Genomic DNA, 18,968 nt, shown 5'->3' with positions numbered 1-18,968 from the left:
GCGTACAGCGCCTTCAGGCCCTCGTCGATCTTCGCCGGCGTCAGCGGCGGCGTCCCGAAATAGGAGCGGATGGTCTCGGCATCAACGCGGCGATTGCCTTCGACAACAATGGACGGCGCCGACCGGGTCGCCGCATTGCGCGCGCTCACTTGCCCTGATTGGGCATCCCATACGGCAATCGCCGACAGGATGGCCAGGATGATGCCGACTTTATTGAAGATCGAATTAATCACGCCAATCAACCATATTGCGAGCGCAAATCTAGAATGAATTACCATCTAAAATCTGCGATCTACATGACAAGACACACGCAAAGCACTTCGCCAATAAGGTTGAAGACCACGATTTACATGCAACCGGAAAGAATGGGGCCGAGCAGACCGACCGTTGTGCCACGCGGAACACTCGACCCCAGTTTTAAGTCGCGCTATGCGACGATGGACTCGTCACACCGAACATTTATGTATTCACGCGACCGGTGTCGAGTTTCATAGTATGTCTGATTGTTTCCGATTATGTATGCTATGTAATCGTCGATGGTATAAAGGCGCTTCTACTCTGACGAGTATTGTCCCGCCGGACCCGGCATGCATCCATGGCGCGCCTGATTTGCGCCTGATGGAGAAGCCGATGACGCCGTATCCAAACGCCGCCGCCCTCGCGCCGGCCCACCGTACTTCCCGGCCTGTTGCCTCCCGCCTGATCGCCTCGGCCGTGCTGGCCGCCTCCGCCTTGCTCGCCTTGCCGGCCTCGGCCGCCCCGGTCGCCGCCACCTCGATCGCCGCGACGCGGCCCTCCCCCGACGCCCTCGTCACCAAGGTCGCCCAGGGCTGCGGCCCCGGCGCCTGGCGCGGCCCGTGGGGCGGCTGCCGCGACACCCCCTATACCGGCCCGCTGCCCGGCGGCGGCTATGCGGTGCCGCCCGGCGCCCCGGTCTATTACGGCAATGGCTGCCCTCCCGGCTGGTGGCGCGGGCCCTGGGGCCACTGCCGCGACACGCCCTACCATGGCCGCCTGCCCGATGGCGGCTGGCAGTGAACCCGGCCTGAGCGGAGACCTCCCATGACACGCATGCTTACCCGCCTTTCCGGCCTCGCCCCGATGGCCGCCCTCGCCGTCGCCACCCTGCTGGCCGGTCCCGCCCTGGCGCAGACCACCCCGCCGGGCGCGCCGGCCCCCGACGCGCCGCCGCCGGTGGTCGACCTCTATACCGAGGCCGACGCCCAGGCGGTGCTCGACGCCCGCCTGATCGCGCTGAAGACGGTGATCGGCCTCACCCCCGACCAGGCCAGGCTGTGGGACCCAGTGGAGGCCGCCATCCGTCAGGCGGCGAAGAACGGTGCCGCCCGTGCCGCCGCCCGCGCCAAGGCCGAGCCGGCGACCGACTTCCTCGTGGTGCTGGAGCGCCTCGCCGACGCCGAGGCGGCGCGGGCGCAGGACCTCAAGACGGTGATCGCCGCGGCCAAGCCGCTGGTGGCCGCGCTGACGCCGGAGCAGAAGCGCCGGGTGCCGGGCTTCCTCGGCATGTCCGACCGCGCCGGCCAGCCGCAGCCGACGCTGGAGCTGTGGATCTTCGAGGACGAGCAGGAGTGACGCCGCGGGCCGAGCCCCGGCCCGACCCGGCGTTTCCCCGACCCAGAGCCTGCCCCAGGGCCTGCCCGGGAGGCCGGCGGCACCCCATGCCGCCGGCCTTTCATTATGGGACCCGCAGATGCCGCTACCCTCGAACCGCGCGGACACGGATCGGATAGGCAGATCGGAATAATCGCGTTCCGAGCGCCGCGCCGCTTCGACAACACGCCTTCGACGGGCGCTCCTTGAGGACCAAATCGCCTTGATGGCCCCGAGACACGATGATCGGGTCCGCGGATGCATCGTCGAAGATAGCCTACCGTAAGAGCATCAAGAGGCACCTGCATCCCGCTGCAATGGCCGCGCGTACGGAAACGCCGAACAAGTCCGCCACGACGACATTTTCGGACATACAAAGAAACGCGAATTCAATAACTCGTAACACTACTTCTGCCAGAGCTGCGGTAATCTGCATTTGCCTGATGAGAGCGCAACCTCATCGGGTTTGGCTGGGACGCCGCACCCAAGACTCCAGCACCGGCGTCCCAGCCACCGCCTCCGAGATCATCCGGAGCCGAACCGAGCGCCCGGTAAGGGGTTCAGGCGCGAGCGCCGGATGCTCGGACCCGCCATGGTCGACGGCGATGAAGCCCCCATCGGTTCATGCGACCTCATCCTCATTGGCACCATCCGCAGCGGAGACGACTTCGCGTTCGGCGAGGTCCGCCGTCGAGGAACAGGACGCCAAAGCGTCGGGTGACGGCAAATCTGCCCCTGCCGGGCAGGCGCGGAGGAAGCCTGTCGGATGCCACACGGGTAAAACCCTTGGCTGGCGCGGTTTCGCGCGTCGGCATTGCCAGTACGAATGGCCGGTATTGAAAGAAGAGATCGAGCCTCTGCCGCGTTTTTAGCCAATTGTCACAGTCGCGTTGGTTGCCGCCCTTACCACCCGCTCCAGACCCGGCCCGACCGGAAATGCAGTCCTGGTGAATAGGAGCGAAGGATGACTTCGTCGAACGCCGCCGAACTCAACGAAACCAGCGTGGATCAACTGCTGAGCGTGCCGAACGCCGCACAGAACCAGCGCCTTCTCGTGATTCCCGGCGGAACCGGCACGGCGGTGAGCTACACCCTCGTCTATGACGTCTATGTTCCGTCCGCGACCGCGGGGAGCTGGGTTCCCTTCTTCCAGGGCGACGCCGGCAACGGCAACGATGCCGACCTGTTCGGCCGGATCGAGGGCGACAGCTTCGGCATCGGCATCGGCGGCAACTACCAGGGCGAGGCCGCTCTCGACGCCTGGAACCGCATCGCCTTCACCGTCGAGACCGGCGAGACCGAAGTCACCATCAAGAAGTACATCAATGGCGAGCTGATCGGCTCCCAGTCCTCGGGCAGCCTCGACCGCTACGCCATCGACAAGGCCGCCGGTTTCCTGATCTTCTCCGACGAGGATGGCGAGACCTCGCCCATCCACCTTAGCAACTTCGCCTATGCCGAGACGGTGCTGACCGACGCGCAGATCGCCGCGCTCGGCACCGCCAATGGCGAGGGCATCGTCTCTGCCGCCGATGCCGCCTTCACCGCTGCCAACGGCTCGGAATTCCGCTTCAACGACGGCACGCTGGAGGCCACCTTCGGCGCGGCGACCCTCACCCCGGCCGGGACCGAGGTCGTCGTCGAGACCGCCGCGGATGCAGGCGTACCGGAGGTTCCGCTGGCCGACCAGCTGCTGTCGATCCCGGCCGGCGCGCCCGACCAGACGATCAAGCTCACCCCCGGCGGCACCGGCACCGCGACCGAATTCACCATTGCCTTCGACATCTACGTGTCCTCGGAAGGCAACAACGGCTGGATTCCGTTCTTCCAGAGCGACGCCGCCAATGGCAGCGACAGCGACCTGTTCGGCAAGGTGAGCGGCGACAGCTACGGCATCGGCATCGGCGGCAACTACCAGGGCGAGGCCAAGCTCGACACCTGGAACCGCATCGCCTTCACCGTCGAGCAGAAAGACGGCGAGGTCCAGATCAACAAGTACATCAACGGCGATCTGGTCGGCACGCAGACCTCCACCAGCCTCGACCGCTACACCATCGACAAGGCCGCCGGCTTCCTCATCTTCACCGACGAGGACGGCGAGACCTCCCCGGTGCACGTCTCCAACATCGCCTATGTCGAAGTGGCGCTGAACGACACGCAGATGAAGGCGATCGGCGGGCCCAGCGCCGACGGCATCGTGCCGGCGATCCTCGAGCCGGACTTCCTCGCCGCCAACGGCACCGAGTTCCGCTTCACCGACGGCACGCTCGACGCCACCCTCGGCACCGGCACGCTGGTCCCCGAGAATACCGAACTGACCGTCGAGAGCCCGCTCGAGGCCGGCGTGCCGGCGGTCTCCGCCCCGCCGGTGGACGGCGGCGAGGGCGAGCCGATCCAGCTGCGCTCGATCGCCGACATGATGCTGACCCCGGATGCCGACACCGTCGTCATCGACCTCGGCGCGCACTTCACCGCCGAAGGCCTGACCTTCACCCTGACCAATTCGGACGGCGAGGCCGTCGGCGCCCGCCTGATCGACGGCAACAAGCTGGAGATCGACGCCAAGGCGCTCGGCCGCTCCGACGTGCACATCGAGGCGGTCGACGCCGCCGGCCAGGTCTATACCGACGACTTCCGCGTCCGCGTCGCCGGCCCGAACGCCTACACCATCGCCGTGCTGCCCGACACCCAGGACTATGTGTTCCCCGGCACCGGCCAGCAGACCTTCAACGGCATGACCCAGTGGCTGGCCGACAATGCCGAGATGCTGAACCTGCGCTTCGTGACCAGCGTCGGCGACGTAACCTCCGGCAACACCGCCAGCGAATGGGCGATCGCCAAGGAAGCGTTCGAAAAGCTCAACGGCGTGGTGCCCTACGCCATGCTGCCGGGCAACCATGACCAGGGCGGCGGCGCCAGCAACTACACCTCGCTGCAGAGCCAGTATTTCGACGTCGACTACATGCAGGAGCATTCGACGCTCGGCGGCGTCTACGACCAGGAGGCCGGCGAGACCAAGAACGCCTGGTACACCTTCGAGGGCGCCGACGGCACCAAGTGGATCAACCTCTCGCTCGAATTCGGCGCCCGCGATGACGTGCTGCGCTGGGCCGGCGAGGTGCTCGACGCGCATTCCGACTACCGCGCCATCGTCACCACCCACCACTACACCAATATGGGCACGCGGGCGGACAACTACTCCGGCCCGCTGTTCGGCGAGGGCACCGGCAAGGACTACGGCGTCGGCAACAGCGCCGAGAACGCCAATGACGGCGAGGACATGTGGCAGGACCTGATCTACAGCCACACCAACGTGTCCTTCGTGTTCTCCGGCCACGTGTTCGGTGACGGCGCGGAGACCATCGTCAGCTACAACGAGGCCGGCCAGCCGGTCTACCAGATGTTCGTCAACTACCAGAACGGCGTCTCGCTGGAGGCGACCGGCAATGGCGACGCCACCGAGGGCGGCAATGGCGGCAACGGCGCCATCCGCCTGATCACCATCGATCCCGACAACGGCAAGGTCTACACCGAGACCTATCTCTCGGCGAAGGACGAGTACCTCACCGGCTCGCGCGGCGACGAGGAGCCCTCGCGCGACGGCATGGGCGGCGACGGCAGCAGCGGCCCGACCGAAGTGACGCAGCCGGTCGGCTTCGGCACCGAGGCTCTGCCTGACGGCGACAGCGGCGTGATCAATGCGCCGAAGTTCGATCCCGCCAACGGCATCAAGGTGACGCCGGGCTTCGAGCCCTCTTCCGGCAGCACCTATGCCAACTACACGCTGGTCTACGACGTCAAGCTGCCGACCACCATCGGCCTGACCTCGATCTTCCAGAGCGACCTCAACAACATCACCGATGGCGACCTCTGGCTGAACAATGCCGGCGACCACGCGCTGATCGGCACCAACGGTCAGGACGAGGGCGTCGTTCCGCTCGGCGAGTACATCCGCCTCGTCATCACCCTGGAGCGTGTCGGCGAGGGCGGCTCCACCTACACCATGAACAAGTACGTCAACGGCGAGCTGCAAGGCACGCAGACCGTCGGCTCGGCCTTCAACATCAGCGAGAAGGGCTTCCTGATCTTCGCCGACGACAGCGGCGAGACCACCGATTTCTCGATGTCGTCCTTCGCCTTCGTTGAGAAGACTCTCAGCGCCGAGGAAGTGGCGGAACTGGGCGGCCCGACCGCCTCAGGTCCGTTCACCGAGCTGCTGTCCGACGCCAACATGGTGCAGTTCGACTTCACCAACGGCAACCTGCAGGCCAATCTCGGCAATGGCTCGATGTCGCAGGTGATCGGCGACGGCTCCGGCACTCAGCTGACCGGCGAGCTGCGCGAGCATGAGGAAGAGATCGACGCCGATCTCGGCACCCCGGTCGCGCAGTTCCGCGCCGAGGCGGGCGACGGCCAGACCGTGGCCGCCGGCGAGGACGGCACCGCGACGGTGAGCCTCGACGCCAAGGGTTCGGTCGACAAGCTCGGCCAGATCGCCGGCTATGAGTGGCTGAACGCCGATGGCGAAGTGGTCGCCACCACCGCGCAGGCCGAGCTCGCGCTCGGCGCCGGCGTGCACCAGCTGACGCTGCGCGCCACCGCCACCGACGGCACGGTGTCGACCGACACCGTGCGCGTCACCGTGACCGACGGCGACACGCTGCTGTCGGAGAACTTCAACGACGGCAACGCCGATGGCTGGACCGCGCCGGGCGCCCGCTGGCAGGTCGCCGGCTCCGTGCAGTCGCGCGATACCGTGGTCGAGGGCATCGCGGCGCCGGAAGGCATGCTGCGCGCCTATGACGGCGCCTCGGGCATCATGGCCTGGGCCGGCGCCGGCAGCGCGGCGTGGAACGGCTACACCGTCTCCGCCACGCTGACCGCCGAGGACCAGCTCGGCCTCGGCGTCGTCGCCTACTACACCGACGCGCAGAACTACTATCTCCTGTCCTTCGACATCGCCGAGAACGCCCACAAGCTCATCCGCGTGCAGGGCGGCGTCCAGACGGTGCTCGCCTCAGAGGCGGCGACCACCCCGTTCGACCGCGCCTTCGCGGTGGAGTTCGCGGTAGCGGACGGCAAGCTCTATGCGTCCGTGGACGGCGAGGCGCTGTTCGGCGGCCCGGTCACCGATGAGAGCCCACTGTCCGGCGGCACGGTCGGCGTCTGGTCGGAAGGCCAGCGGCAGGTGTTCTTCGACGACATCCTCGTCCAGAAGGGCACGCTGATCGCCGATGCCGGCAAGGCCATCCGCGTCATCGACACCGATGGCGACGGCAAGGTCGACATCGACCTGTCGGCGCTCTCCAGCAACGGCCTGACCGGCGAGACCACGGTTGGCTGGAGCGAGGACGGCGAAGCGCTCGCCAACGGCGCCGAGGGTACCGTCTCGCTCGGCACCGGCGAGCACCTGATCCGCCTCGACCTCGCCAATGCCGGCGGCACCTCCAGCGACACCATGAAGGTGGAGATCGTCGCCGCCGACAAGGTGCTGGTGAACGAGGACTTCTCCGACGGCCTCGCCCAGGGCTTCCGCTTCGTCGACGAGGGCGAGCTCGGCAACGCCGCCAGCTGGGCGGTGGTCGACGGCGTGCTGCAGCAGACCTCCGACCGCTACAGCCGCCAGCTCGGCGGCACCGGCGACACGGCGCCCTCCTCGCAGTGGAGCCTGAACTGGAGCCCGCTCGGCGACGGCATCTACGCGCTGCGCAAGGGCACCTACGCCGTCTATGAAGGCGAAGGCGCCTCGGAGTGGGAGGACTACAGCGTCGAGACCACCTTCACCTCGACCTCGGGCGGCGGTGTCGGCCTGCTGCTGCACTACCAGGACGCCGAGAACTACTACAAGTTCGAGCTCGACAACCAGACCGGCCTGCCGCAGCTGTTCAGCCTCAAGGACGGCATCGAGCAGACGCTCTGGCAGGGCCCGACGCGCTACGACACCGCCGGCACCAACACGCTGCGGGCCGACATCGTCGACGGCAAGCTGCAGGTCTGGCTGAACGGCACGGCGCTGTTCACCAAGCCGATCGAGATCCACGACACCGAGAAGGGCACCTTCGGCCTCTACAACTGGCATGCCGGCAGCGGCGTCACCTATGACAATGTGACGGTGGTGTCGCTCGAGGCGGACGAGCCGGAGAACACCGCGCCGGTGGCGGCGGACGACGAGGGCTTCACCGCCCGCGCCGGCCAGGTGCTGACGCTGGCGGCGGCGCTGCTGCTCGCCAACGACACCGACGCCAATGCCGACGCGCTGCACATCCTGTCGGTCGCCGACGCGGTGGGCGGCACGGTGAGCCTCGACGCCGACGGCAATGTGGTGTTCACCCCGGCCGCGGGCTTCGAGGGCACGGCCTCGTTCAGCTACACCGTCACCGACGGCAAGGGCGGCACCTCCACCGCCAGCGTGGAGCTTGACGTCGTCTCCGGCACGCAGGGCACCCCGGGCAATGACCGCCTCGCGGGCGGACAGGACGACGACGTGCTGTCGGGCGGCGGCGGCAACGACAAGCTGTTCGGCTATTACGGCGACGACCAGCTTTCCGGCGGCGAGGGCAACGACCTGCTGAAGGGTGGCGACGGCGACGACCAGCTCGACGGCGGCAATGGCGATGACGAACTCGACGGCGGGGCGGGAGACGACGTGGTCGTCGGCGGCAATGGCGACGACACGCTGCTCGGCCAGACCGGCGACGACCTGCTGCAAGGCGGCGCGGGCAATGACCACCTCAATGGCGGTGCCGGCGACGACGTCGTCGAGGGCGGCAACGGCAATGACTACCTGCTGGGCGGCTATGGCAACGATCATCTGATCGGTGGCAATGGCAATGACAAGCTGTCGGGCGGCGGCGACGACGACCTGCTGGAAGGTGGCAACGGCGACGACCAGCTGGCCGGTGGCGCGGATGACGACGTCCTCCTCGGCGGCAACGGCAACGACCGCTTCTGGGGCGGCGGCGGCGACGACTACATCGATGGCGGCCTCGGCAATGACAGGCTGCGTGGCGGCGAGGGCGACGACGTGCTCAAGGGCGGGCTCGGCGACGACACCTTCGTGTTCACCGAGAATGCCGGGTCGGACGTGATCATCGACTTCACCACCGGCGACGTGATCGAGTTCAGCGCGCTGGACTTCGCCACCTTCGACGAGGTGCTGGCGGCGATGATCGACACCGCCGAGGGCGTGGTGATCCAGCTGGACGACAGCGGCAACAACACGGTGCTGGTCGAGGACATGACCAAGAACCGCTTCGGCGCCGACGACTTCCAGTTCTCGTGATCCGAAAAAGGGGGCGCCGCCGATCCGTCCGGGTCGGCGGCGCCCCTTCTTTTTTCCTATGCAAGCCCGGGACACGCCTGTCGTCAGTTCGTGGCAGACGCGTGCCCTGGTCTATTGTCGAAGATTCAGGCAAATTCTGTTGCCGCCGCGCGCGATGTCGTGGCTATTTCGCTTCGTCGTCGAACGCGAATAGATGCGACACCCGCGTATTGACGCCAAGTCTGCTGACGATCCCGTGTGCCGCGCTACAATTAAAACCTATGATAAGCGTGGAACCACTATGGAGATTGACGCGATCAACGGGGTAAGGCTCTGTCATCAACCTGTCTGCCGAAGGCCGATATAGGGGCGTCTTCACGCGACGGGCAGGCCGGTCGCCGAGACGCGCCTCCGCTCCTGGCCGGCGATCTTCGGCTCCTGCCGGCGCCGCATCGGAGGCAGGATTGTCGATCACCCAGCTTCGCGCCTTCCACTATGTCGCGGCCGCCGGAGGGTATTCCCAGGCGGCGCGCGAGACGGCGATCAGCCAGTCGAACCTGTCCAACCAGGTACGCCAGCTCGAAGCGGCGTCCGGTTTGTCGCTGTTCGAGCGAGGCCCGCGCGGCGTCACCCTCACCGCCGATGGCGAGCGCCTCTACCAGGTGACCTCGCGCCTGTTCGCCACGCTGGCCGAGGCGGCCAATCTCCTCAAGAGCCGGAAGATCGATGGCGGCCAGCTACGCGTCGCCGCCGATGGCGTGGTGCATTCGCTGCCCATATTGCGGGCGCTGCGCCGGCGGCGGCCCAACCTCGTCTTCTCGTTGCAGGTGCACAATTCCGACAGCGTCATCGAACAGCTGCTGCAATTCCGCGCCGATGTCGGCATCACCGCCGAGCGGCCGAAGGACGAGCGGTTGAAAGTCCAGCCGCTGGCCCGGATGCGGATCGGCCTGCTGGTCCCGGCGGAGCACGACTGGGCGCGGCACGCCAGCGTCGGGCTGCACGATCTTCAGGGGATCAATTTCGTACTGCGCGAGCGCGGCTCGCGGACCCGCGCGGTGTTCGAGCAGAATCTCGAAGAGAGCCGGGTGTCGCTAGGCGCGGTGCTGGAAGTCTCGACGCGCGAGGGCGTGCGCGAGACGGTGGCGGCCGGCTTCGGCCTCGGCGTCATCGCCGATCTGGAGTTCGGCCATGACAGCCGGCTGCGCTTCGTGCCGATCCGCGACGCCGGCATCATGATCGACGAATATGTCATCTGCCTTGACGAGCGGCGGCGGGCGCCGCTCATCGACGATTTCTTCGCCTGCGCGCAGGAAGCGTTCCAGGGGGTGTCCAAAGAGGCGGCCAAGGAAGCGCCGGCCGTCAGTCCTCGCGCAGCGCGCGGGCAATCTGGTCCTGAAGCGGCTTGACGAAATAGCTGAGCGCGGTGCGCTCGCCGGTCCGGAGGAAGATCTCCGCCGGCATGCCGGGTATCAGCTTCAGGCCGTCGAGCCGGTCGACCTGATCCGGCGGCAGGGTGATCTGGGCGACGTAGTAGCTCAGCCCGGCCCGCTCGTCGGTGGTCAGGTCGGCGGCCACGCGCGACACCGTGCCCGCGATCTCCGGCGTGGTCTTCTGGTTGAAGGCGACCAGCCGGATCTCGGCGTGCTGGCCGATGGCGATCTGGTCGATGTCGGCCGGGGCGATCTTCGCCTCGATCACCAGCGCGTCGTTGCCGGGCACGATCATCATCACCGTCTGGCCCGGCGAGACGACGCCGCCCACCGTGTGGACATCGAGCTGGTGCACGATGCCGGACACCGGCGCGCGCAACTCGACACGGGTGAGCTTGTCCTGCGCGGCGATGCGGCGCTCCTGCAATTCGGCCCACTTGCCCTCGATGTCGCGCAGTTCCCCGATCACCTCGGCGCGGCGGTCCTGGTCGAGCTGGAGGATCTGCAGCTCGGTCTCGCTGATGCGCCCGTGGGTGCGCGCCAGATCGGCCTGCAACTGTCCCCGCTCGCCGGAGATGCGCGCGGCGTCGCGCTGGAGCGCGCGCAGCCGGGTGAGCGGCACGAGGCCCTTCTTGTGCAGCGTCTCGACGCCGTCGATCTCCTCGCCGATGAAGCCGAGCTCGACGCCCTTGGCGGCGATCTGGGCATCGAGCCCGCCGACCTCGTCGCCGAGCTGCTCGATGCGGGTGTGCAATTGCGAGACCTGCCCGTCCATGGCGGCACGTCGCGAGACGAACAGGCTGACCTCGCCGTCAAGGGCGCGCGCGACATTCGCCTCGGCACGGCGGGTCACGAGGTCCTCGGCATGCTGCACGGATGCCGCGCCGTCGCGCTCGGCTTCAAGGCGGGCGCGGCGGGCCGACAGCTCGACGAGCTGGGTATCGACCACCATCAGATTGGCGAGAGTGACGGTGTCGTCGAGCCGCAGCAGGGTTTCCCCTGTCTCGACATGCTGGCCGTTCTTCACCGCGATCGCGCCGACCACGCCGCCTTCCGGGTGCTGGATGCGCTTGCCGGAGCTTTCCACCACGAAGGTGCCGGAGGCGACCACCGCGCCGTTGAGCGCCGCCATCGCCGCCCACCCGCCGCCGCCGAGGACCAGCAGCAGGGTGACGGCGGTGCCGACCATGAGATGGCGCTCGATGCCGTCCCCGGTCGCGGCTGTGGTGGGGCGGGAGGCAAGAGCCGCAGCGAGGCGAGCGCGCAGGCGCTCGAACAGGGAACGAAGGGCGATCATGCGGCCACCGGCTGCTTGAGCACGCGACCGAGCACCTCGGCGCGGGGGCCGAAGGCCTGCTGCTTGCCGTCCGCCAGCATCAGCACCAGATCGACCGCCGCGAGAGCGCTCGGCCGGTGGGCGATGACCACCACCACCCGCCCGGTCTCCCGCGCCCACCGGATCGCCTGCGTCAGCGCGGTCTCGCCGGCGGCGTCGAGATTGGAGTTGGGCTCGTCCAGCACGATGAGGAACGGCTCGCCATAAAGCGCGCGGGCGAGCGCCACGCGCTGGCGCTCGCCGCCGGACAGCGCGGCGCCGCCTTCGCCGAGCCGGGTGTCGTACCCATTGGGCAGGCGCAGGATCAAGTCGTGCACGCCGGCGCGCGTGGCGGCGGCGATGATGGCCGCGGGTTCGGGATCGGGCTGGAAGCGGGCGATGTTCTCCGCCACCGTGCCGTCGAACAGTACGACGTCCTGCGGCAGATAGCCGATATGGCGGCCGAGCGCGTCGCGGTCCCATTGCTCGATGGCGGCACCGTCGAGCCGGACGCTGCCCTTGGAGCCCGGCCACGCGCCGACGAGGCCCCGCGCCAAAGTGGACTTACCTGATCCGCTGGTGCCGATCACCCCCACCGCGCTGCCGGCGGCGACATTGAAGGTGATGCCGGCGATGATCGGCCGGGGCTGGCCGGGCGCGGCCACCGCGAGCGCGGCGACGTCGAGGCGGGCGACGGGCGCCGGCAGCGGCATGGGAGCGGCGCTCGCCGGGATTTCCCGCGCCAGCGCCACCAGCCGGGCATAGCCCTGCCGGGCGGCGACGAAGCCACGCCAATTGGCGATCGCCAGCTCGACCGGGGCGAGGGCGCGCGAGGAGATGATCGAGGCGGCGATCATCACGCCGCCCGACGCCTCGCCGCCGATCACCAGGAAGGCGCCGGCCGCCAGCATCAGCGACTGCAGCAGGAAGCGGAACGACTTGCTGGAGGCGACGAGATCGCCGGAGACGTAGGTCGCCTTGCGGTTGTCAGCGAGATAGGCGTCGTGGGCCTGCTCCCAGCGCCTGCGCAGCGCCTCGCCCATGCCCAGCGCCCCGATCGCCTCGATATTGCGCGAATAGGTATCGGCGAGGGCATTGCGGGTGACCGAGCGCTTGGCCACCTCGCGCTGCGGCGCCTTGGTGGAGAACTCCGTCACCAGCATGAAGCCGCACAGCACGACGATGCCGCCGAGGCCGACCAGTCCCAGCAGCGGATGGAAGACGAAGAGCAGCCCGAGATAGAGCGGCACCCAGGGCAGGTCGAACATGGCGATCGGGCCCTGGCCGGAGACGAACTGCCGGATCTGGTCGAGATCGCGCAGCGGCTGCTGGCTATTGCCATCCGCGCCACGGCGCAGCGCCAGCCCGGACATCAGGTCGAAGGCGAGGCGACGCAGATTGGCGTCGAGCCGCATGCCCACGCCCACGAGGATGCGGGCGCGGATGAGGTCGAGCAGTCCCTGAAAAGCGTAGAGCACCGCCGCTAGCACCAGCAGCGCCACCAAGGTCGGCACGCTGCGGCTCGCCAGCACGCGGTCATAGACCTGCAGCATGAAGAACGGGCCGGTCAGCATCAAAAGGTTGATGACGCAGCTGAAGGCGCCCACGCCCAGCAGCGGCCGGCGGCAGGAACGGAAGGCGGAATTGATCGCCGTAGCGGATGGGCCGTGCGCCGGTACTTTCATGATGTCACAGTCTGGGTCGGGCTTCTCTGAGGAAGGATTTCCAAGGAAGCGGACCTAGCCGATGCTTCTGACAACGGGGTGACTGATCGCGTGGAGAGTGCCGGAGGAAGCGAAGCATCGATGCAGGAAGCGTGATGCCCCGTCGGGCATGAGCCGAACCGTACCATCCATCGAGGCGGAACGGTTCGGCGGAACGGTTCGGCGCCCCGGTCCGGGAGGGCTCTCAAATGGCGCGCCGAGACGCGGCCGGATCAGCCCGCCCTGCTTCGCGGCTTCCTGATCACCAGGCGACATGGCTCGAGCCCAGCGCTCCGGCGGCTACGACCATGTGTCCGGATGCAGACGATTGCAACGCCATCCGATGCCGCATAGCCTCCAGCATAGCGGACCGCGTCTACTCTCCACGGGAAGCGCGAATCCCAACATCATTCTGAATGGAATCGAGAATCCACAGCATATCTCGCATTTTACCAGAAATTCTGAAGTAATGCGGATCGCGGAAAAGATGTCCGCGCACATCTGTCACGCGCAATTGTCTTCAGGGTGACGACAGGAGTGGCTTCTCGCCCGCCGACATCGCGGATATGTCTTCCTAAGACGAACCGCCTTCGACCGATGGCCTCGCTCGGAAAGAGCGAAGTCGAGAAGAGCCTTCGTTACTCCCTCGCCTGCCGCTCATTCGTCGCATGTGCCCGGACGCCATCATGACTTGGCTGTCCACCCTTCTCGCCCAATCGCCCGAAATCGGGCTCTTTCTATCGCTCGCCATCGGCTACTGGATCGGCAATTTCCGCTTCGGGAAATTCCAGCTGGGCGGCGTCGCCGGGTCCCTGCTCGTCGCGGTCGTCATCAGCCAGGTCGGCGTCCAGATCGACAATGGCGTCAAATCCCTGCTCTTTGCGCTGTTCATCTATGCGGTGGGTCATGAGAGCGGGCCGCAGTTCTTCCGGTCGCTCGGCCGCCAGAGCATCAAGGAAATCGCGATGGCCGGTTTCCTGGCCATCTCCGGACTGATCACGGTCGTCGTCCTGGCGCGCTTGTTCGGGCTCGACAAGGGGCTGGCCGCCGGCGTGGCGGCGGGCGGACTGACCCAGTCGGCCATCATCGGCACGGCGAGTTCGGCGATCTCCAAGCTCGGGCTCGCCGCCGACGAGGTCCAGCACCTGCAGGGCAATGTCGCCGTCGGATATGCGGTGACCTACATCTTCGGGTCGTTCGGGGCGATCATCATCTGCGTGAACATCCTGCCCTGGCTCATGCGCCGCACCCTTCGCGACGATGCCATGAAGGCGGAGGCCGAGCTGCTGGCCGGGGCGCAGGTCTACGGGCCGAGCGAGGAGCCTGCCCTGCCGGAGCTGGTCGGGCGAACCTTCGAGCTCGGGGCGGGCGGAGCGCGCACCATTGGCGAGCTGGAGGCGGCCGCCAATCGCGAGATCACGGTCGAGAAGGTCAGCCGGGCGGGCACGCTGCTCGGCGTCACCCCCGGCCTGCGCCTGCAGCCGGGCGACATCGCGCTGCTGGTCGGCCGGCGCGCGGCGGTGGTGAAGATCGGCCCGGAGGTCGGCACCGAGGTGCTGCCGTCGCCGGACATGGAGCTGGTGCTGGTCACCCGCGACGTGGCGATCACCGCCGCCGACTATCTCGGCAAGAGCTTCGGACAGATCCGCGGCGCCGTCAGCGACAGCCTGCGGCACGACATCTATGTGCTCTCGCTAGCGCGCGCGGGCGCGCCGGTCGCCCTGAACGAGGACACGGTCAACCAGGCGGGCAACAGCACGCCGGTCATCGGCTACACCGTCACCTATGCCATCGCCAATGTGCTTCTGCCGCTGATGGGCCCGGTGGTCGTCGGGCTCGCCAACGGACTTTTGACGCCCTGACCCGGATGAAGCGGCGGGTGCCGGAGCCCGCCCTCCCCTCCCGCCGGGAGAACGGCTAGGACGATCCGGCTGCCCCGTTTCCGGTCGTCGCCGAGTGCCCGGCGCGCCATTGCGAGGGCGTGACGCCGGCCCATCGCAGGAAGGCATGGTCGAAAGAGCTGATGGCCGAATAGGACAGCGCCTCGGCGATGCGCCCGATCGGCAGCCGCGTCAGGGTGAGCAGCTCGCGTGCCACGGTGAAGCGCACCTCGTCCTTGATGTCCTCGAAGCTGGTGCCGGCACGGGCGAGGTGGCGGGCGAGCGTACGAGCGCCCATGCCGATCTCCGCCGCGACCGCATCTCGATCGGCCTCGCCGAGCATCAGCCGCGGCCGCAGGGTGTGGCGCACCTGGGCCGGGATGTCCTCGAGATCGCCGCGCACCATCTTCTGGATGACGGTCCGCAGCTGCAATCGGCGGACGGGATCGGCACCGGGCAAGGGCAGCGCCATGTCACGCGCCGACAGCACGATGCCGGTCTGTTCCTGATCGAACGCCACCGTCGTCTTCAGCGTGCTGCGGTAGAATGCCGGGTTCGCCGGCGGGCCGACGCATTCCAGCACCCGCAAGGGCTGGGCGCGCCCGCTCGTCAGCGCCCGCGCCATGTTGCAGCCGATGGCGACGACCAGATCATGCACGTGCCGGCTGGGGTCGGTACCGGCGTCATAGAGGCCGTAGCCCACGAAATAGTCGTCGTCAGCCCGCTGGAGATAGACGACCGCGCCGCGCGAATAGCCGATCTGCAGGCTGACATAATCGCGGAAGGCTTCGCCGAGCGTCGGCGCGCAGACCATCATCTCGCCGATCGGGCCGAGGGCGCGGTGATCGTTTCGCGCCCCGAGCAGCAGCCCCAGATGCGGACAGCGCGCCAGCACAGCGGCACGCTCGATCAGCCCGACGATGGAGGGAAACGGAAAGCGGGCATCGGGGACGAGTTCGCCAGGAGCGATGCCCGAGCCGGCAAAGGCCTGTTCGGGTTCGACCCCCAGCTCGCGGAGCAGCCCGGGAAGCGCGGCTACAGGGCCGACGCGCTGGGACGGGATATTGTTCAAAATTGATGGCTCCTGTCCCCAAAAAGCAAGCGACGACGATATCCTTAAGTTATCCCTTCACCATCCTGCAAGGTCGTTCGGCCGTCATGACGGTGAAGGTACAGTCGATGCACGAGTTGCACCCGGGCCCACCAAGTCATCAATCGAAGGGCCGAGTGCCGACGCCTGAACTCCCGACCCGAATTCTGCCCTCCGCCTGCTGAACCCCCTCCGTTGAAACGCTGTCGATGACCGCGGCAAAATCACACGAGGTCAGCCGACGGGCTCGAGGGGCGCAACCGATCGACCGGAAGAACCCGGCTTTCGCCCGATGCCATCAAGGAAGCATGTCATGAGTATTTCGCGCCGTGCCCTGTTCCTGGGAACGACTGCCTTGGCCGCCGCCGTGTCGGCGCGCAGTGCGCTTGCCTGGGACGGCCCCATCTTCGACCTCGTCGAGGGAGCGGAAGGCTTCGATATCGCGTCGGATGCCTATGTCTACGGCTATCCGCTGGTCACGATGGAGATGACCCGCCGGGTGATGACCAATGTCGCGCAGGCGGAAGGCACCCGCGCGCCGATGGGCACGCTGATCAAGCTGCGCGCCTATCCCGACGCGACGTTCCGCGACGTGACGGCCCCGAACGCCGACACGCTCTACACCACCGCCTTCTTCGATGTCGGCGACGAGCCGTGGGTGGTGAGCGTACCGGACATGAAGGGCCGCTACTTCCTGCTGCCCTTCCTCGACGGCTGGACCGACGTGTTCCAGGTGCCGGGCTCCCGCACCACCGGCACGGGCGCGCAGACCTATCTCGTCACCGGCCCCGGCTGGTCCGGCAAGGTGCCGGACGGCATGGTGCAGCTGAAGTCGCCCACCAGCATGGTCTGGATGCTCGGCCGCATCTACTGCACCGGCACGCCGGAGGACTACGCCGCCGTCCACGCCCTGCAGGACCAGTTCAAGCTGTTCCCGCTGAGCACGCTCGGCAAGGACTACACGCCGCCCGCCGGCAAGGTCGATGCCGGCATCGACATGAAGACCCCGGTGCGCGACCAGGTGAACGCGCTGAGCGCGGTGGAATACTTCACCCTGCTGGCGCAGTTGCTCAAGAGCAACCCGCCCTCGGCCAAGGACGCGCCGGCCCTCGAGCGCTTCAAGCAGATCGGCCTCGTGCCCGGCCAGGACTTCGATGCCAAGGCGATCGATGCGCGCTGGGCGAAGCGGCTGCCGCAGCTCTCCTTCGACCGCATCATGCTGCACTTCAAGTTCAGCGGCGGCGACGTCGAGAGCATCAATGGCTGGGGCTACACCACCAAGACCGGCCTCTATGGCACCGACTATCTCCAGCGCGCACTGATCACCGCCATCGGCCTCGGCGCCAACCGCCCGCAGGACGCGGTCTACCCCACCTCGCTGAAGGACAAGGACAACCGCGAATACAGCGGCGCCAACAAGTACGAACTGCGCTTCGCGCCCGGCCAGCTGCCGCCGGTGAAGGGCTTCTGGTCGCTGACCATGTACGACGCCAACATGTTCTTCGTCGCCAACCCGATCGACCGCTATTCGATGAGCATGCGGGCCAATCCCAAGCTCGAGGCGGACGGTTCGCTGGTGATCTACGTCCAGAACGAGAGCCCCGGTGCCGGCAAGGAGGCCAACTGGCTGCCGGCGCCGAAGGATCGGTTCAACCTGATGCTGCGCCTGTACTGGCCGGACGAGAACACGCCCTCCATCCTCGACGGTTCCTGGGTCATTCCCGCAGTCACCAAGGTCAGCTGATCGAGCCGACGACCGGCGCGCCAGACCGCGCCGGTCGTCCATTCGTACGACCATCGAAAGCACGGGACATGATGCACCGAATCCTGCCGGCGTTCGGCACACTGGCGCTCGCCGGTCTGCTTGCCTGTTCGGCGCAGGCGGCCGACCTGCCCGCCGCGATCACGAAAGCACCCGCGCCGGTGCAGGCGGCGTCCGACTGGCGCTTCCAGGCGACCCTCTATGGCTGGCTCACCGGCATCGATGGCGACCTCGGCGTGCGCAAGCTGCCGACGACGCCGATCGACGCCTCCATCGCAGACGTGCTCGACAATCTCGACGGCGCGATGATGGGCTCATTCCTGGCCAGCAACGGGCAATGGCTGTTCCTGGCCGACCTCGTGCTCGCCCGACTGTCGCATACCGATCAGGTCGGGCTGTACGGCGGCAGCACGCTCGATACCGAGCTGACGCAGACCATCGCCACCGGCGCTGTCGGCTACTGGCTGCCGCTCGGCCTGCCCCATGTCGATCTCGCCGTGACCGGCGGCCTGCGCTACGTGCAGCTGTCCTCCGACGTTTCGCTGACGACGCCCAACCTGCCGTCGCCGCTGGCCGGGCATCAGAGCGAGAGCTGGATCGACCCGACGGTCGGGCTGGTCGCCCGCTGGACAATCGACGAACGCTGGTTCGTCAACGCCACCGCGGATATTGGCGGCTTCGGCGTCGGCTCGAAGCTGTCCAGCAACGGCTATGTCGGTCTCGGCTACATGTGGACGCCGTCGATCTCCAGCGCGATCGGCTACCGCTACCTCTACGAGGATTACGAGAGCACCAACGGCGATGGCGGCTCGTTCCGTTACAATACCACGATGCACGGCCCGACCCTGAGCCTCGCCTGGCATTTCTAGGTCCGGACGGCCATCGCTCGCGCCCTTGGGCACCGCGCAGCGGC

11 protein-coding genes are annotated in these 18,968 nt (G+C 67.4%); 7 read left to right on the top strand and 4 right to left on the bottom strand.

What is annotated here, in order from left to right:
* The coding region (locus KHC28_RS10660) for a hypothetical protein (protein WP_214008343.1) at positions 1 to 233 on the bottom strand (233 nt) is incomplete at its 3' end.
* Positions 234 to 699: 466 nt separating this feature from the next.
* On the opposite strand from KHC28_RS10660, the gene KHC28_RS10655 reads away from it, so the two are divergent.
* The 4 genes from KHC28_RS10655 to KHC28_RS10640 all read left to right on the top strand — a co-directional run bounded on the left by KHC28_RS10655 (position 700) and on the right by KHC28_RS10640 (position 10,281).
* Positions 700 to 1,038, top strand: a complete 339-nt coding sequence (locus KHC28_RS10655) for a GCG_CRPN prefix-to-repeats domain-containing protein (RefSeq protein ID WP_246564687.1) — start codon at positions 700 to 702, stop codon at positions 1,036 to 1,038.
* 24 nt (positions 1,039 to 1,062) lie between these two features.
* Positions 1,063 to 1,593, top strand: coding sequence for a Spy/CpxP family protein refolding chaperone (locus KHC28_RS10650; protein WP_246564674.1), 531 nt, complete (start codon positions 1,063 to 1,065; stop codon positions 1,591 to 1,593).
* A gap of 982 nt (positions 1,594 to 2,575) precedes the next feature.
* Positions 2,576 to 8,893, top strand: coding sequence for a cadherin-like domain-containing protein (locus KHC28_RS10645; protein WP_214008324.1), 6,318 nt, complete (start codon positions 2,576 to 2,578; stop codon positions 8,891 to 8,893).
* 443 nt (positions 8,894 to 9,336) lie between these two features.
* A complete protein-coding gene (locus KHC28_RS10640) occupies positions 9,337 to 10,281 on the top strand; it encodes a LysR family transcriptional regulator (RefSeq protein WP_214008323.1) in 945 nt (314 codons plus the stop codon).
* Here the strand turns inward: KHC28_RS10640 and KHC28_RS10635 are convergent.
* Together KHC28_RS10635 and KHC28_RS10630 are read right to left on the bottom strand one after the other, a co-directional pair.
* On the bottom strand, positions 10,235 to 11,602 hold the full coding sequence (locus KHC28_RS10635; RefSeq protein ID WP_214008322.1) for an HlyD family type I secretion periplasmic adaptor subunit: 1,368 nt from the start codon (positions 11,600 to 11,602) through the stop codon (positions 10,235 to 10,237). The genes KHC28_RS10640 and KHC28_RS10635 overlap by 47 nt on opposite strands.
* A complete protein-coding gene (locus tag KHC28_RS10630; protein ID WP_214008321.1) occupies positions 11,599 to 13,305 on the bottom strand; it encodes a type I secretion system permease/ATPase in 1,707 nt (568 codons plus the stop codon). Before KHC28_RS10630 ends, KHC28_RS10635 begins: the two co-directional genes overlap by 4 nt.
* 704 nt (positions 13,306 to 14,009) lie before the next feature.
* Between KHC28_RS10630 and KHC28_RS10625 the strand changes: the two genes are divergently transcribed.
* Positions 14,010 to 15,185: an aspartate-alanine antiporter-like transporter gene (locus tag KHC28_RS10625; protein ID WP_214008320.1), complete on the top strand. Its 1,176-nt coding sequence runs from the start codon at positions 14,010 to 14,012 to the stop codon at positions 15,183 to 15,185.
* A gap of 55 nt (positions 15,186 to 15,240) precedes the next feature.
* Here the strand turns inward: KHC28_RS10625 and KHC28_RS10620 are convergent, their stop codons facing one another.
* Entirely contained in the window at positions 15,241 to 16,275 is a 1,035-nt protein-coding gene (locus KHC28_RS10620; protein WP_214008319.1) for an AraC family transcriptional regulator, read from the bottom strand.
* Between the two features lie 331 nt (positions 16,276 to 16,606).
* On the opposite strand from KHC28_RS10620, the gene KHC28_RS10615 reads away from it, so the two are divergent.
* Positions 16,607 to 18,037, top strand: a complete 1,431-nt coding sequence (locus KHC28_RS10615; protein ID WP_214008318.1) for a DUF1254 domain-containing protein — start codon at positions 16,607 to 16,609, stop codon at positions 18,035 to 18,037.
* 68 nt (positions 18,038 to 18,105) lie between these two features.
* A complete protein-coding gene (locus KHC28_RS10610) occupies positions 18,106 to 18,924 on the top strand; it encodes a hypothetical protein (RefSeq protein WP_214008317.1) in 819 nt (272 codons plus the stop codon).
* Positions 18,925 to 18,968: the final 44 nt, after the last annotated feature.

Origin of the sequence: Ancylobacter sonchi, from assembly GCF_018390695.1 — a bacterium.
GTDB classification, from domain to species: Bacteria; Pseudomonadota; Alphaproteobacteria; order Rhizobiales; family Xanthobacteraceae; genus Ancylobacter; species Ancylobacter sonchi.
The sequence above is the reverse complement of the archived record's forward strand: the minus strand, read 5'-3'. Positions and strand labels throughout refer to the sequence as shown.